Genomic DNA, 14193 nt, shown 5'->3' on the forward strand with positions numbered 1-14193 from the left:
GTGGACCTGTTCTCTTCGGCGGCCCGGCTGACCGCGTGGGTCCCGTGGCTTTGCGTCCCCGGTTCGCACCGGGTTTGCCTTTATCGACGAGCGGTTGCCCGCCCGACGATAGTAGCAACCCCTACTGACACTTCGGTGACCGGCGGCGTGCGGCTCCAGGCCGCGCCTGAACCGCCGCTTCCCGGTGCGTCCGGGGCCCGATCACCGTGACCGGGTGGACCCTGACCATCCGTTCCGAGGGCGACGGGGTGGACTCCGCCGGCGATGCGAGCGTCACCGGCGGCACTGATGTCGTGAACGGGCCGTCGGGCGACGGCAACGGCGTCCTGGACGTGAACGGGGGAACGCGCAGTCCCCGCCGGCGCGGCCCTGCAGATCGCGTCGTCGGACGGCACCGTCGAGGCCGGCGACCACATCGAGGCTGCCGGCCCCGGGCGGCGCTGAGATACCACTACTCCTCGCCGTTCGCCCGCTCCTCGATCCAGTCGGTCGCGGCGTCCGACAGGAACAGGCCGTCGGGTCCGCGCGCACCCATCCACCAGGAGTCGGAGGCCACGAGGCCGCCCGCAGCGCTGATGTCCGCCACGACCTCGGGGGTCAGCGCCTCTCCGTTGTGGGCGATCAGCCAGTCCCGGGTCTCCGGCGTGACGCCGCTCCACCACTGTTCGAGGTCCATGCCGCCCAGTATCGCACCCTGCGTCCCTGACGGTCCGGGCAGGCAGGGCCGGGCAGGGCTACGCGGGTCCGTCGTCGTCCTTCCACTCCTGGATGATGCGCGGCGAAGCGTGGATGCACATCATCCGCAGCGGACCGTCGCCGTCGTTCGTGAAGCCGTGCCAGACCTCGGCAGGCGCGACGACGGTATCGCCGGGCGCCCCGGCGACTCCCGCGGTGCCGACCGTGAACCGCACGTGGCCCTCGAGGACCACCCACGTCTCGGTGTACGGATGCCGGTGCAGGGCGACGGTGTCCCCGGGGTCGTTGTCCACCGCGAAGTAGGAGGCGGCGGAACCGAAGGCGCCGCCGTCGAACCGGCGTGTCCTGCTGCCGGGCAGTGCGAGCTCTCCCGCCGGGATGGCGCGCGGCGGCGCTGGAACCCGGGGAGAGCTCCCGGTCGGCGTGTCGGTGTCCATGAATGCCTCCTGGATCGATGTGACAGAGGGTAGACGGTGCGGGGGGACGGTTCCCATCGCTCGTGGCTCCCATTGCTGTGCCTCTTGCTATGGTGTGTAACGCACAGTATTATTTCCGCATGAAACCCGACGAGGACCTGATTGCCGGACACCTGCAGGAGTTACGGCGCGGGACGGTCGTCCTGGCCTGCCTCACGCGGCTGCGCACCCCCGACTACGGGTACTCGCTCCTCGAGTCCCTCGACGTTTTGGACATCCAGGTCGACGGGAACACGCTCTATCCACTCCTGCGGCGCCTGGAGAAACAGGGACTGCTGACGAGCGAGTGGAACACTGCCGAGTCCCGTCCGCGGAAGTTCTACCGGACGAGCCCGGCCGGCGACGACCTCGCCGCCACCCTCACGGCCGACTGGGACCGGCTGACCACCTCGCTCCATCGCCTCGCCGAAGGGGAAGTGCCATGACCACGCTGACCGATCGCTATGTGTGGGCCGCAGTGCGGACCGTCCCGGAGCCCCAGCGCTCCGACCTCGAACCCGAGATCCGGGAACTGATCGAGGAGACCCTGCAGGCTCGCCGGGTGCCGGGGGAGGAGCCGGGCGCGGCCGAGCGCGCGGCGCTCGTGCAGCTCGGGGATCCGGAGCGTCTCGCGGCCGACTACGCGGACCGGCCGCTCACGCTGATCGGACCGCGGTACTACCTCGACTGGCTGCGTCTCCTGAAGACCCTCCTCGCCATCGTCGTGCCGATCGTCACCGTGGTGGTCTTCCTCGCGCAGTTCCTGAGCCGGGGCGATCCCGGCGGCGCCATCGGTGGCGCGGTGGCGACGGCCCTCAGCGTGACGGTGCATCTCGGGTTCTGGACCACACTCGTGTTCGTCCTCCTCGAGCGGGCGGGCACCGCGGATGCCGGTATCCAGTGGTCGCCCGAAAGTCTTCCCGCCCTGCCCGACCACTCCCGCCGTGCCCGCCTGCCGGAGTTCGTCGCGTCCGTCGTCCTCCTCGCCGCGCTGGCGGTGGCCATCGTCTGGCAGCATGTGTCCTCCGTCGTCCGGGGGCCCGACGGACGTGCGATCCCGCTCCTCGATCCCGAGCTCTGGGCCTTCTGGGTCCCCTGGTTCCTCGGGCTGCTGGTCGCCGAGGCCGCCTTCGCCTCATGGGTCTATCTGCGGGACTGGTCGTGGACGGCCGCCGCCCTGAACCTCGTCCTCAACCTCGCCTTCGCGGTGCCCGCGGTGCTCCTCTGGTCCGGGGGGCGGCTGCTCAATCCGGACTTCGTCACCGAGGTCGGCTGGGATCCGGCCGTCGCGACGGGCGGCGGCTGGACCGTCGCCTCCATCGTGACCGCCGCGGTGGTGCTGATGGCAGCCTGGGACGTGGTGGACGGATTCCTGAGGGCGAAGCGGGCGTCGCTGCCGGCGACGCGGCGGCCGGTCCTCGTGGGGCGCTGATCCGCGGCACCCGGACCCGGCGAGCGTACCGTGGACGAATGGAAGCCACCGAGTCCCGTCAGCAGCACATCGTCAGTACCCTCGTGGAGGCCCACCAGGACCTCATGAGCGTCGACCCCCTCGCGTTCCGCGCACGGTTCCGGAAGATGGCGGCGGACCCGTACGCCTTCTACCGGGGCAGTGCATCCCTGTTCTACACCGACATGGAACGGCTGGACGACGCCTGGGCGGACGAGCGCACGGGCAGGGTGTGGATCCATGGCGACCTCCATGCGGAGAACTTCGGCACCTACATGAACAACGAGGGCCGGCTCACGTTCGACGTCAACGACTTCGACGAGGCGTACGTTGGCCACTTCTCGTGGGACCTGCGCCGCTTCGTCGCCTCGCTGACGCTGCTGTGCTGGCAGAAGGCGCTGCCGTCGCAGGCGGTCCGCGACCTCTCACGCACCTACCTCGAGGCCTACCTCGGCCGGGTCCGGGACTACGTCGACGACGAGCAGTCCACCTTCGCCTTCGGGCTCGACAACGCCGAGGGGCCCATCTACCGGGTCCTGCAGCAGGCCCGCGCCGCACGGCGCACGCGCCTGCTCGACTCGCTGACCCGGATCGAGGACTACGAGCGCCAGTTCCGCGACGACGGCTCCGTCAGGGTGCTCGACGCCGACGAGTACGCGGAGGTCGCCGACGCCTTCGACCGTTACCTCGGCACCATCCCCGACAGCGAGCGGTCCCGACGCCGCGTGTTCTACCGGGTGAAGGGCATCGTCGGCAAGAAGGGCTTCGGGATCGGCAGTGCCGGCCTGCCCGCCTACAACGTGCTCATCGAAGGCTTCGACGAGGCCCAGGAGAACGACATCATCCTCACGATGAAGCAGTCGAACATCGCCGCGCCCAGCCGGATCGTCGACGACGAGCGCGTGCGTGGGTACTTCGAGGACGACGGTCACCGCGCCGTCATCAGCCAGCGCTCGCTGCAGACCCACACGGACCCGTTCCTGGGCTACACGACCATCCGTGGCGTCTCGTTCGTGGTCTCCGAGCTGTCCCCGTACAAGCGGGACCTCTCCTGGGAGGACCTCACGGAGCCCGAGCAGATGGTGCCGGTGCTCGAGGCCCTCGGACAGGCGACCGCGAAGATCCACTGCTCCACGGACGAGGACAGCGACCACGACCTGGTGCCCTTCCGTACGGAGACCGCCATCCTTGCCGCTGTCGACCGCTCCCGCGAGGACTTCCTCAAGGACATCGGTGGCTTCGGGGAGGCCTACGCGGAGACCGTGCGCCAGGACCACGCGCTCTTCGTCGACGCCTTCCGGGAGGGGCTCATCACCGCCGTGCCGGCCGCGTAGGAACCGAAGTTGAGCGCACGGGACTCAAGTCGGTTTTGATCTCCTGCCGCGCCGGACTATAGTTGAGTGCAGAACGCTCAATCTACGCGCCCGGCGGATGAGCGCCTCGCAAATCCCGGGCAGTCGAAAGGAAATTGCATGTCACGTGCAGTAGGTATTGACCTCGGAACCACCAACTCGGTCGTCTCGGTCCTCGAAGGCGGCGAGCCCACCGTCATCGCGAACGCCGAGGGCGCACGCACCACGCCGTCGATCGTCGCCTTCTCCAAGGCCGGCGAGGTCCTGGTGGGCGAGATCGCCAAGCGTCAGGCCGTCAACAACATCGACCGCACCATCGCCTCGGTCAAGCGCCACATGGGCACCGACTGGAACGTCGGGATCGACGGGAAGAAGTACACGCCGCAGGAGATCTCCGCGCGTATCCTCCAGAAGCTCAAGACGGATGCCGAGAGCTACCTCGGCGAGAAGGTCACCGATGCCGTGATCACCGTCCCCGCGTACTTCAACGACGCCGAGCGCCAGGCCACCAAGGAGGCCGGCGAGATCGCGGGTCTCAAGGTGCTGCGCATCGTCAACGAGCCCACCGCAGCGGCTCTCGCCTACGGCCTCGACAAGGGCAAGGAGGACGAGCTCATCCTCGTCTTCGACCTCGGCGGCGGAACGTTCGACGTCTCCCTCCTCGAGGTCGGCAAGGACGAGGACGCGTTCTCCACGATCCAGGTCCGTTCGACCGCCGGTGACAACCGCCTCGGCGGCGACGACTGGGACCAGCGCGTCGTCGACTACCTGCTCTCCCAGGCCAAGGCCAAGGGTGCGGACCTCTCGAAGGACAAGATCGCCCTGCAGCGCCTCAAGGAGGCTGCCGAGCAGGCCAAGAAGGAACTGTCCTCGGCGACGTCGACGAACATCTCCCTCCAGTACCTCTCGGTCACGGCGGACGGCCCCGTCCACCTCGACGAGCACCTGTCGCGCGCCAAGTTCCAGGACCTCACCAAGGACCTGCTGGACCGCACCAAGAAGCCGTTCCAGGACGTCATCGCCGAGGCCGGCATCAAGGTCTCCGACATCGACCACATCGTCCTCGTCGGCGGCTCCACCCGCATGCCCGCCGTGGGCGAACTCGTCAAGGAGCTCGCAGGCGGCAAGGAGCCCAACAAGGGCGTCAACCCGGACGAGGTCGTGGCCGTCGGTGCCGCACTGCAGGCCGGTGTGCTGAAGGGCGAGCGCAAGGACGTCCTGCTGATCGACGTCACCCCGCTCTCCCTCGGCATCGAGACCAAGGGCGGCATGATGACCAAGCTCATCGAGCGCAATACGGCCATCCCGACCAAGCGCAGCGAGACCTTCACCACCGCCGACGACAACCAGCCGTCCGTGGCCATCCAGGTCTTCCAGGGCGAGCGCGAGTTCACCCGCGACAACAAGCCGCTGGGCACGTTCGAGCTGACCGGCATCGCGCCGGCCCCGCGCGGCGTCCCGCAGGTCGAGGTCACCTTCGACATCGACGCCAACGGTATCGTGCACGTGTCCGCCAAGGACAAGGGCACGGGCACCGAGCAGTCGATGACCATCACCGGCGGATCGTCCCTCTCCAAGGAGGACATCGACCGCATGGTGCGCGAGGCCGAGGAGCACGCAGCCGAGGACAAGCAGCGCCGCGAGGCCGCCGACACCCGCAACGGTGCCGAGCAGCTCGCCTACTCGGTGGACAAGCTCATCGCCGACAACGCGGACAAGCTGCCCGAGGACGTCAGGAACGACGTCCAGGCCGACGTCGACGCCCTGAAGAAGGCACTCGAGTCGCAGGACAACGAGGACGAGGTCAAGACGGCGTTCGAGAAGCTGCAGGCCTCCCAGTCCAAGCTGGGTGAAGCGATCTACGCCTCCGCCCAGCAGGACGCGGGCTCCGCGGCCGGCGCGCCGGCCGATGACCAGCCGGCCTCCGCAGGCACCGACGAGGACATCGTCGACGCCGAAGAGGTCGACGACGTCAACGAGAAGAAGTAGCCATGCCGCACCACGGAAACGAAGAAGAGCACGAGTCGGAGCCGGTGAGCTCATCCGACAACCGGAAGATCGACCCTGAGACGGGCGAAGTCCGTGGGCAGCAGAACGACACCGACGCTCCGGCCGCGGAGGAATCCGCGGCCGGACGGGAGGCCGGTCCCGGCGTGGACGCCTCCGACGGGGATGCCCTGGCCCAGGCCGAGGCGATCCTCAACGAGGCCGGTGCCGAGGGGGGCGATCCCACGGTGGACGTCGTCGCGGAACTCCGCAACGACCTCCTCCGCCTGCAGGCCGAGTACGTCAACTACCGCCGCCGCGTGGAGCGCGACCGCGATGTCGCACGAGATCAGGCGGTCATCGGCGTGATCAACTCGCTGATGCCCGTCCTCGACGACATCGATGCCGCACGCCAGCACGGCGACCTCGCCGAAGGGCCCTTCGCGGCCATCGCCGGCAAGTTCGAGAACGCGCTCAGGACGTACGAGCTCACCCGGATCGACGAGGTCGGCGTCGCGTTCGACCCGAACATCCACGAGGCGCTCATCCAGCAGCCCAGCGCGGACGTGCAGGCCGACAGCGTCAGCCAGATCCTCCGCGCGGGCTACCGCAAGGGCGAGCGCGTCCTCCGGGCCGCCCAGGTCATCGTGGCTGTGCCGGAGTAGTTGTTACCGCGCTGCGCGGACGCCGGGACGGCTCCCGAACGGCGGCAACGAAATTCCTGCGGGCCCTGGGGGCCCTTGGAATATTGAAGCCGCCTTCCTCGGGAACCGTCCCGGCGTACGCCGCCTACTCGCTTTTGAATTGGAAGAACTAGGAAAGGAGACGCCAATTGGCCAGTCAGGATTGGGTCGACAAGGATTTCTACAAGATCCTGGGTGTCTCCAAGGATGCTTCCGGCGCCGACATCAAGAAGGCGTACCGGAAGCTCGCCCGCAAGTACCACCCCGACCAGAACCAGGGTGACGCGGCCTCCGAGAAGACCTTCAAGGACGTGTCGGAAGCCTATTCGGTGCTGTCCGACGACGAAGAGCGCCAGCAGTACGATGCCATCCGCGCGATGGGCGGAGGAGCACGTTTCTCCGCCGGCGGCACCGGTGGCGGCGCCGGCAGCAGTGCGGGCTTCGAGGACATCTTCGGGAACCTCTTCGGCCAGGGGACCGGGACCCGCCAGCGCACCGGCTTCTCGAACAGCAACCTCCCGCCCGAGTTCGCCGACCTGTTCGGCGGCGGAGGCGGCAACGGCTTCCCGGGCGGCTTCCAGTCGACGCGGCCGCAGAAGGGTGCCGACCGGACCGCGTCCACGTCCATCTCCTTCGCGGGGGCCATCAACGGGACCACGATCGGCCTGCGCGAACCCTCGGGCGAGCAGATCGACGTGCGCGTCCCCGCGGGCATCCGCGACGGGCAGAAGGTCCGCGTCAAGGGCAAGGGGCAGCCGGGCCAGGACGGGCCGGGCGACCTGATGGTCACCGTCTCCGTCAAGGAGCACCCGCTGTTCAAGCGCGACGGCGACAACATCCGCGTGCATGTACCGGTCAGCTTCCCCGAGGCGGCGCTCGGCGCCCAGATCGAGGTGCCCACGCTCACGGGTGACCTGGTCAAGATGCGGATCCCCGCCGGTACGCCCTCGGGCCGGACGCTGCGCCTGAAGGGCCGCGGCGTGAAGACCTCGAAGGCGACGGGCGACCTGCTCGTCACCGTCGACGTCGTCGTCCCGCAGAACCTGTCCCGCGAGGCCGAGGCCGCCGTCGAATCCTTCAGGGACGCGACGAAGGACGCCGACCCGCGCGCCGGGCTCGCCGCGAAGGCGCGCCTGTAACCGATGATCCGAGCGATCGCCGGGAGCCCCGGCGAGGGAAGGAGGCCCACCATGGACTACACGATGCCCATCTATGTCATCTCCGTGGCCGCCGAGCTCGCCGACATGCACCCGCAGACGCTGCGCCAGTACGACCGGCTGGGCCTCGTGACGCCCAGCCGGGCGCCGGGCCGCGCGAGGCGCTACTCGCAGAAGGACGTCGGGACGCTGCGGGAGATCCAGCGTCTCTCCCAGGAGGGCGTGTCCCTCGAAGGCATCCGCCGCATCCTCGAGCTCGAGAACCAGGTGGCGGCCCTCAGGGCACGCGTCACCGAGCTGTCCGCCGAGCTGGCGTCCCGCCGCCTGCACTCCGAGTCCAGCCGCATCTTCGCCGCCGGGCTCGCGGGCGACGTCGTGACGCTGGCGCGTGGCCAGCGCCCCCGCCCGCGCAGCCAGGCGCTCGTGGTGTGGCGCCCGGACACTGCGCGTAGAGCGAACTAGGCGCCGCCGCGGAGGGGGCCGGAAGGCGCGTCTCCCCGGGCTCGCGTCGCCGTCCGCAGGGTGGCGTCCGGCAGGCTGCGGTGGAATTTGTCAGGGGACGCGGGCAGACTGGACGGATGGAAACCTTCCCGGAGCTGCGGCATGTTTGAACTCTTCGTCGAGGCCCTCGTGGTCGGTGCAGGCGTCGTCGCGGCCCTCGGTGCCGGTACGGGCGTCGCGGGCTGGTTGGTGGTACGCAAGGTCAGGCGGTCGCGCATCATCGAGCGCACGAAGGACCGTGGCACGCTCGCTGCCCGTGCCTACGCCCCGGACCGGCTGACGAGGGAGCCCGCGCGCCTCATCGCCGACCTCAAGCGCTCGTCCCGCGCCACGCACCTCGCCCTCGCGGAGGCCGGGGCGCAGAGGCGTCCCGTCGGTGACCTGCCACGTGCCGCCGCGGAGATCGACCAGGCCGCGGCCTCGCTCGAGAACCTGCTGCGTGCCGCCGACCGCGAGCCGAACCGCGCCCTCAAGCAGGAGTGGACGACCGACCTCGCGGCGCAGGCCCGGGCGCTCGACGAACTCTCCGCCGATCTGCGCCGCTGCCTCCTGCAGACGTCCCGGTCCATCGACACCCTGCAGCTCGACCAGGCGACCAACCGCCTCCGCACCGAGATCTCCGCCATGGCCACGTGGCGGGACAGCTACGGGAACCGGCAGACCTGGTGACCGGTTGGACCAGGTAGCCGCAACCCAACCACCGACCCGGGGGTCCCACAGTGTCGATCAAACGCCGCATCACGCGCATCGTGCAGGCCAACCGTTACGCGGCGGCGGAATCCAAGGAGGACCCGAGGGTCCAGGCGCAGACGGCCCAGCAGGCGCAGCGCGCGCTCCTCGACCAGGCGCGCCGGGGGGCAGCGGACGTCGCGGCGCATCACCACCGCGTAGGCCTCGCGGCCAACGAGGCCGCCGACTACGTGAACCGGATCGAGGCCGCGGCGGCCGCGGCTGTCCAGCGCGGTGACGACGACGCCGCCCGGGCGGCGATCCGCGAGTCGATGACCGCGCGGCGGCGCCTCGAGACCCTCACCAGCCAGTTGCACGAAGCGGAGCAGCAGGCACGCCGTCTCCACGACGACGTGCGGCGGCTCGAACAGCGCGTGCAGCAGAACGCCCTGGAGTACGACGCGATGCTGGCGCGCCGCGCGGCGGCCCAGGCGGCCATCGGCGTCCACGACGCGCTGGCGTCGTCCTCCCGCGAGGCGGCGGCGATCGACGCCGCGCGGCGTAACGCCGAGCTCGAGGTGCGGCGCTTCGAGGCGCAGGCCCAGGCGCGCGAGGAACTGTCGTGGACCGACCCGTCGTCGCCGCGCCTCCAGCAGGCCTTCGAGGAACTCGAAGCCGAGGCGGCCGCCCAGCAGGAGCTCGAGGAACTCAAGCGGAGGAACGCCCGAGGCTATCCTCCAGCGCAGCGCTGAGCGCCCGCAGGAGGGCGTCGTCGACGTCGTCCTCGTGCCGGAGCCGGATGCGCCAGGCGAACGGGTCATCGGTGCGGACCGCTTCCAGTCGCGGCAGGTCCGGCACCGCGAGGCGGAAGGACAGATCGGCGGCGGTCCTCGTGCTCGGGGTGAGCTGCGCGAACTTCCGCCGTGACGACTGCAGGGAGACGTAGGTCTTGCGCATCTGGATGATGGTCCCGGGCGTCTCCGCGGCCCAGAGCAGGATCCGGTCGGCGAGGGGTCGAAGAGCCGGCCGGTCAACGTACTGGGCCTCGTAGAGCTCGTCGGCGGACCGGAGGAACATCTCGGGGAGCCCGAAGACCTCCCAGTCGACGCTCATCAGGCTGTACCCGGTGACTCCCCGGTCCTTGAGCCAGCAGGACAGCTCCTCGCGCGTGGCGATCCCCGCGGAACGGGCCTCCGCGGCCCAGTCCGCCGGCTTCCGCCCCGTGGTGCTGAGGAGCAGCGCCGCGTTCGTGTCCACCATCGACTGCCAGCTCCGCATCTCGGCCATGCCCACACTGTAACGGCACCGGTGGCGGCACCGGGGCGGGCCCGTTCCCTGTCAGCCCGCCGCGAGGGCGCCGGGAGTGCGCCGGGAGTGCGCCGGAGGCCGTTGCTACACTCGGCGCATGACCGAGCTGAGTGGTGCCCATGTCCTCGTCGTCGGCGCCACCGGGGTCCTCGGGGCCGAGCTGTCCCGCCAGCTCGCGGCCCGGGGTGCCCAGCTCACGCTGTCCGGCAGGTCCGCGGACAAGCTCGGAGGCCTCGCCGAGGAGCTCGGGGACGCCGTCGTGGGCCGCGTGGCCGCCGACCTGGGGAAGCCCACGGGCCCGGCGGACATCGCCGCCGCCGTGTACGGCCGCGAGCTGGACGGGCTGGTGTTCGCGTCGGGCGTCGTGGCCTTCGGACCCGCCACCGAGGTCGACGACGACACCCTCGACGAGCTCATGCTCGTCAACCTGCTCGGCTACATGCGGCTCGTCCGCGCCGTCGCGCCCTCGCTCGGGAAGGATTCGTTCATCGCCCAGATCAGTGCCGTCGTCGCCGAGAGCCCGACGGCGGGCATGGCCGCGTACTCGGCGACGAAGGCCGGACTGAGCGCGTACGGGAAGGCGCTGACGCTGGAACTGCGACGGCAGGGCGTCCGTGTCCTCGACGCGCGTCCGCCACACACGGAGACCGGGCTTGCGACGCGGCCCATCGCGGGGGAGGCCCCGAAACTGCCCCGGGGCAAGGACCCGGTCGCCGTCGCCGGACGCATCGTCACGGCCATCAGCGACGGGGAGCGGGACCTGCCCTCGTCGGCGTTCTGAGGTCGGCAGCCCCGGGAGCGGACCCGCCCTACCGCAGCCGTACGGCGCCCGCCGTCGTCGGGATCGCCGCGAAGGCGCTGGCCGCGCATGCGAGACCCGCGACCGGGAAGGCGAGCGCGGCGCTGCCGGTCTCCAGCAGGAGCCCCGTGAGCGACGCGCCGGCCGCCTGCCCGAGCACCAGGGCGATGAACAGGAGCGACGTCCCGGCCGCGCTGTCCTCCGCGGCGGCGGACGCCCACAGGATCAGCACGGACGTCGCGGCCGTGTAGGCAAGACCGAAGAGGGCCGCAGCGGTGTAGGCCAGGGGCAGGGAGCCGGGAGCCGTGCCGATCAGTGCGGTCGCCACCGCCGTGACGACGGTCGACAGCGACCAGGTCACCGGGACGGAGTGGGCTGCGAGCCGGCGGGACACGGCCGCGGCTCCGGCGCCGCCCACCCCCAGGGCTATCCAGGCACCGGCGGACAGACCGACGCTCATGCCGCCGGCCTGCTCGAGCGTCGCCCTGCCGTAGACCCAGACTGCAGCCGAGCCGCTCCCGAAGACGAGGGCCCCGGCGAGTGGCCGGGCCAGTCCGACGAAACTCGACCGCGCCACGAGCGAGGGCGCGGTCCGTCGCCCCGCGGCACGCGCGCCGGGTCGGTCGCTCCGGTCCAGCCGCAGGACGGCGAGCATCGACGCCGTGGCGAGGACCGCCACCAGCACCCAGGCCAGGCGCCATGCCTCGCCGAGCACGAGGGACAGGGCTCCCGCGAGGACCACTCCGAACCCCGTCCCCGAGTTGACCACCGACTGGAGACGCCCCTCGGCCGGAGGCTCGGCGTTGCGGCGTACCAGCTCCACCAGGGCGGGCGACGCGAATCCCGCCCCCATCCCGGCGAGCAGGACACCCCCCGCGAACACCGGGGTGCCGGAGGCACCGGCGATCGCCAGGCTGCCGAGAGCCGCCGAGATCCCGGCGAGCACGGCCACCGTCCGCGGACGGAGGGATGCATGGCGGAAGCCGATCCCGGCGGACACGCAGTAGAGGATCGAGGCGCCGGATGCCAGCAGTCCGCTCACCGCGGGCGTCAGGGGGAACGCCGCGGAGAACGCCGGCAGGAACAGGCCGTAGCCGAGGCGGGCCAGACCGTAGGTGACGGCGATGAGCGCGACGCCGGAGGTGGCGAAGAGCAGGGGCCGCAGCCCAGGCGATTGTAACGATCGTTTCATTGAAACGAACGTTATACCCTTGTCGCATGGCACCACAACCGACGGCCCGGGACCGGCTGCTCGACGCGGCGGAGGATCTTGCAGCGACGCAGGGGGTGAACGCCCCCGTCGACGCGATCCTCCAGCGCGCCCGGGTCTCGCCGGCGACGCTCTACGCGCACTTCGGCAACAAGGAGGGGCTGATCACGGAGGCGCTGCGCCGTCGGCTGGCCCGATGGGACACCACCTGGCAGGAATGCGTCGACGAGGCACCCACCCCCGAGGAGAAGCTGCTCGCCGTCTTCACCGCTCTCGGCCGGCACCGGCGCGCCCTCACGCCCTCACGGTGGTGCATGTTCCTCGGTGTCGCCGCGGAGACCCCGCACCCGGGGCCCGACCTCGGGGACACGCTCGCTGCCGACACGCGGCTGCTCCTGGACCGGCTGGAGGAACTAGCGGCGCCCCTCGTCGGCGGGCGGCAGGCGCCGGTGCTCGCGCGTCGGCTCGTCCTGATCTACACCGGTGTCCTCGGGATGGTCCTGCGCGGAACGGACGTAGACACCGCCACCGCCGAGGGCCGGCACCTCGCGGGCCTGGCCCTGCACGCCGTCGCCGGACCGGAGACCCCGTCGTCGACCTTCCGGCTCACGCGCTGAAGGCCGGGACGACCTCCCTGACGAACAGTTCCAGCGACTTCCTCTTCTCCTCGTGACTCATCCCGTTGTCGATCCAGTAGCTGAACTCGTCGACACCCAGCTCCTGGTAGTGCTTGATGCGCTCGATCACCTCGTCGGGAGTGCCGATCATCGCCGACCGGTGCAGGTTGTCGAGCTCGAACTCCGGACGGTCGGCGAACTTCGCCTCGGGTGAGGGGTCGAGGAAGCCGTTGGTCGGAATCGTCCGGTTCCCCGCCCACGCATCGAAGGACCTGTAGTAGCGGTTGATCGCGGCGGCACCGGGACGCCAGCCGTCCGCGTCGCCGGATTCGTGCACGTAGGTATGGCGCAGGCACATGACCTCGGGCTCCTTCGAGCCGGGGAACTTCTCCACGGCGGCCCTGGTCTTGGCGGTGAGGTCGGCCACTTCGGCGTCGTCCTTCATCAGTGGCGTGACCATGATGTTGAAGCCGTTCTCCACGGCGAACTCGTGCGACTCGGGGGAGCGTGCCGCCACCCAGATCGGGATGGTGTCCTGTACCGGCTTCGGCACGCTGGTCGAGGTGGGGAACTGCCAGATCTCACCCTCGTGGGCGTAGTCCCCCTGCCAGAGGGCCTGCATCGCGGGAAGCAGCTCACGCAGGTGCTGGGCCCCGGCTGCCGCAGGCATGCCTCCGGCGAGACGGTCGAACTCGAACTGGTACGCTCCGCGGGCGATCCCGAGTTCGAGGCGACCGTTGCTGATGACGTCCACGAGGGCGGATTCCCCGGCGGCCCGGATGGGATTCCAGAACGGTGCGATGAGCGTCCCTGCACCCAGGCGGATGGTCGTCGTCTTCGCAGCGAGATAGGCGAGCACCGGCATGGGGCTGGGCGAGACGGTGTACTCCATGGAGTGGTGCTCCCCGGTCCAGACGGTGGAGAAGCCGCCCTCCTCGGCGAGCTGGACCAGCTCCACGAGATCCTCCATGAGCTGTCGATGGGTGACGTCGCCGTCCCAGCGTTCCATGTGGGCGAAAAGTGAAAAACGCATTGTTGTTGGCCTTCCGTGGTGCGATGACAGGTGGTCGGGTCGGTCGGGTCGGTCGGGTCGGTCAGGTGGGTTCAGGGCTCTTCCTCGCCTCCGCGATGGTCCGGTCGGCCCTGGACCAGTGGGTGGCGGGAACCTCGCGGATGATGACCGTCGTGTTCTGCGGCAGCGCGCCGACCGTCTCCTCGGCAGCGCGGTGCAGGGCGGATACGAGGGCGCGTAGCTGCTCCGGGCTCCGTCCTTCGGCGATACTCACATCGATGAGAGGCATGGTCGGGTT

17 protein-coding genes and 1 riboswitch are annotated in these 14193 nt (G+C 70.2%); of the genes, 11 read left to right on the forward strand and 6 right to left on the reverse strand.

Features of this window, described 5'->3' with window-relative positions:
• Window positions 1–14: 14 nt before the first annotated feature.
• Window positions 15–89, reverse strand: a riboswitch (cyclic di-GMP riboswitch).
• Window positions 90–451: 362 nt separating this feature from the next.
• Window positions 452–676: a hypothetical protein gene (locus ACX80K_RS05795; protein WP_459270920.1), complete on the reverse strand. Its 225-nt coding sequence runs from the start codon at window positions 674–676 to the stop codon at window positions 452–454.
• Window positions 677–734: 58 nt separating this feature from the next.
• Entirely contained in the window at window positions 735–1133 is a 399-nt protein-coding gene (locus tag ACX80K_RS05800) for a cupin domain-containing protein (RefSeq protein ID WP_459270921.1), read from the reverse strand.
• Window positions 1134–1252: 119 nt separating this feature from the next.
• Here ACX80K_RS05800 and ACX80K_RS05805 point away from each other — a divergent pair, with 119 nt between their 5' ends.
• The 9 genes from ACX80K_RS05805 (at window position 1253) to ACX80K_RS05845 (ending at window position 9701) form a co-directional block, all read left to right on the forward strand.
• On the forward strand, window positions 1253–1597 hold the full coding sequence (locus ACX80K_RS05805; protein ID WP_459270922.1) for a PadR family transcriptional regulator: 345 nt from the start codon (window positions 1253–1255) through the stop codon (window positions 1595–1597).
• Window positions 1594–2583 carry a permease prefix domain 1-containing protein gene (locus ACX80K_RS05810; RefSeq protein WP_459270923.1) on the forward strand — a complete coding sequence of 330 codons (990 nt, stop codon included), beginning with the start codon at window positions 1594–1596 and terminating at the stop codon, window positions 2581–2583. Before ACX80K_RS05805 ends, ACX80K_RS05810 begins: the two co-directional genes overlap by 4 nt.
• Before the next feature lie 38 nt (window positions 2584–2621).
• Window positions 2622–3935 carry a DUF2252 domain-containing protein gene (locus tag ACX80K_RS05815; RefSeq protein WP_459270924.1) on the forward strand — a complete coding sequence of 438 codons (1314 nt, stop codon included), beginning with the start codon at window positions 2622–2624 and terminating at the stop codon, window positions 3933–3935.
• 138 nt (window positions 3936–4073) lie between these two features.
• The gene (gene dnaK, locus ACX80K_RS05820; RefSeq protein ID WP_459270925.1) at window positions 4074–5942 is read left to right on the forward strand and encodes a molecular chaperone DnaK; all 1869 of its coding nucleotides are present in this window, start codon (window positions 4074–4076) and stop codon (window positions 5940–5942) included.
• Window positions 5943–5944: 2 nt separating this feature from the next.
• Window positions 5945–6604, forward strand: a complete 660-nt coding sequence (locus ACX80K_RS05825) for a nucleotide exchange factor GrpE (protein ID WP_459270926.1) — start codon at window positions 5945–5947, stop codon at window positions 6602–6604.
• 167 nt (window positions 6605–6771) lie between these two features.
• The gene (locus ACX80K_RS05830; protein WP_459270927.1) at window positions 6772–7761 is read left to right on the forward strand and encodes a DnaJ C-terminal domain-containing protein; all 990 of its coding nucleotides are present in this window, start codon (window positions 6772–6774) and stop codon (window positions 7759–7761) included.
• A 51-nt stretch (window positions 7762–7812) separates the two neighbouring features.
• A complete protein-coding gene (locus ACX80K_RS05835; protein ID WP_459270928.1) occupies window positions 7813–8241 on the forward strand; it encodes a heat shock protein transcriptional repressor HspR in 429 nt (142 codons plus the stop codon).
• A gap of 141 nt (window positions 8242–8382) precedes the next feature.
• A complete protein-coding gene (locus tag ACX80K_RS05840; RefSeq protein ID WP_459270929.1) occupies window positions 8383–8949 on the forward strand; it encodes a hypothetical protein in 567 nt (188 codons plus the stop codon).
• Window positions 8950–8999: 50 nt separating this feature from the next.
• Window positions 9000–9701 carry a PspA/IM30 family protein gene (locus tag ACX80K_RS05845; protein WP_459270930.1) on the forward strand — a complete coding sequence of 234 codons (702 nt, stop codon included), beginning with the start codon at window positions 9000–9002 and terminating at the stop codon, window positions 9699–9701.
• On the opposite strand, the gene ACX80K_RS05850 is transcribed toward ACX80K_RS05845, so the two are convergent.
• The gene (locus tag ACX80K_RS05850; RefSeq protein WP_459270931.1) at window positions 9658–10236 is read right to left on the reverse strand and encodes a DUF5655 domain-containing protein; all 579 of its coding nucleotides are present in this window, start codon (window positions 10234–10236) and stop codon (window positions 9658–9660) included. The genes ACX80K_RS05845 and ACX80K_RS05850 overlap by 44 nt on opposite strands.
• Window positions 10237–10354: 118 nt before the next feature.
• On the opposite strand from ACX80K_RS05850, the gene ACX80K_RS05855 reads away from it, so the two are divergent.
• Window positions 10355–11038 carry an SDR family NAD(P)-dependent oxidoreductase gene (locus ACX80K_RS05855; protein ID WP_459270932.1) on the forward strand — a complete coding sequence of 228 codons (684 nt, stop codon included), beginning with the start codon at window positions 10355–10357 and terminating at the stop codon, window positions 11036–11038.
• Between the two features lie 28 nt (window positions 11039–11066).
• Here the strand turns inward: ACX80K_RS05855 and ACX80K_RS05860 are convergent, their stop codons facing one another.
• Window positions 11067–12248 carry an MFS transporter gene (locus ACX80K_RS05860; protein ID WP_459270933.1) on the reverse strand — a complete coding sequence of 394 codons (1182 nt, stop codon included), beginning with the start codon at window positions 12246–12248 and terminating at the stop codon, window positions 11067–11069.
• A gap of 26 nt (window positions 12249–12274) precedes the next feature.
• Between ACX80K_RS05860 and ACX80K_RS05865 the strand changes: the two genes are divergently transcribed.
• Window positions 12275–12883 carry a TetR/AcrR family transcriptional regulator gene (locus ACX80K_RS05865; RefSeq protein ID WP_459270934.1) on the forward strand — a complete coding sequence of 203 codons (609 nt, stop codon included), beginning with the start codon at window positions 12275–12277 and terminating at the stop codon, window positions 12881–12883.
• Here ACX80K_RS05865 and ACX80K_RS05870 read toward each other — a convergent pair.
• Window positions 12873–13916, reverse strand: a complete 1044-nt coding sequence (locus ACX80K_RS05870) for an LLM class flavin-dependent oxidoreductase (RefSeq protein WP_459270935.1) — start codon at window positions 13914–13916, stop codon at window positions 12873–12875. The two genes, ACX80K_RS05865 and ACX80K_RS05870, sit on opposite strands and share 11 nt — an antisense overlap.
• A gap of 61 nt (window positions 13917–13977) precedes the next feature.
• A complete protein-coding gene (locus tag ACX80K_RS05875; RefSeq protein ID WP_459270936.1) occupies window positions 13978–14184 on the reverse strand; it encodes a tautomerase family protein in 207 nt (68 codons plus the stop codon).
• Between the last annotated feature and the right edge of the window lie 9 nt (window positions 14185–14193).

The organism is Arthrobacter sorbitolis, assembly GCF_054510995.1.

Bases quoted from the DNA above. Each gene is read 5' to 3' on its own strand.
- ACX80K_RS05860 (WP_459270933.1), bottom strand. From the start codon at position 12,248: ATGAAACGATCGTTACAATCGCCTGGGCTGCGGCCCCTGCTCTTCGCC.
- ACX80K_RS05840 (WP_459270929.1), top strand. From the start codon at position 8,383: ATGTTTGAACTCTTCGTCGAGGCCCTCGTGGTCGGTGCAGGCGTCGTC.
- ACX80K_RS05865 (WP_459270934.1), top strand. From the start codon at position 12,275: ATGGCACCACAACCGACGGCCCGGGACCGGCTGCTCGACGCGGCGGAG.
- ACX80K_RS05870 (WP_459270935.1), bottom strand. From the start codon at position 13,916: ATGCGTTTTTCACTTTTCGCCCACATGGAACGCTGGGACGGCGACGTC.
- ACX80K_RS05805 (WP_459270922.1), top strand. From the start codon at position 1,253: ATGAAACCCGACGAGGACCTGATTGCCGGACACCTGCAGGAGTTACGG.
- ACX80K_RS05855 (WP_459270932.1), top strand. From the start codon at position 10,355: ATGACCGAGCTGAGTGGTGCCCATGTCCTCGTCGTCGGCGCCACCGGG.
- ACX80K_RS05850 (WP_459270931.1), bottom strand. From the start codon at position 10,236: ATGGCCGAGATGCGGAGCTGGCAGTCGATGGTGGACACGAACGCGGCG.
- ACX80K_RS05815 (WP_459270924.1), top strand. From the start codon at position 2,622: ATGGAAGCCACCGAGTCCCGTCAGCAGCACATCGTCAGTACCCTCGTG.
- dnaK (WP_459270925.1), top strand. From the start codon at position 4,074: ATGTCACGTGCAGTAGGTATTGACCTCGGAACCACCAACTCGGTCGTC.
- ACX80K_RS05835 (WP_459270928.1), top strand. From the start codon at position 7,813: ATGGACTACACGATGCCCATCTATGTCATCTCCGTGGCCGCCGAGCTC.
- ACX80K_RS05800 (WP_459270921.1), bottom strand. From the start codon at position 1,133: ATGGACACCGACACGCCGACCGGGAGCTCTCCCCGGGTTCCAGCGCCG.
- ACX80K_RS05825 (WP_459270926.1), top strand. From the start codon at position 5,945: ATGCCGCACCACGGAAACGAAGAAGAGCACGAGTCGGAGCCGGTGAGC.
- ACX80K_RS05810 (WP_459270923.1), top strand. From the start codon at position 1,594: ATGACCACGCTGACCGATCGCTATGTGTGGGCCGCAGTGCGGACCGTC.
- ACX80K_RS05875 (WP_459270936.1), bottom strand. From the start codon at position 14,184: ATGCCTCTCATCGATGTGAGTATCGCCGAAGGACGGAGCCCGGAGCAG.
- ACX80K_RS05795 (WP_459270920.1), bottom strand. From the start codon at position 676: ATGGACCTCGAACAGTGGTGGAGCGGCGTCACGCCGGAGACCCGGGAC.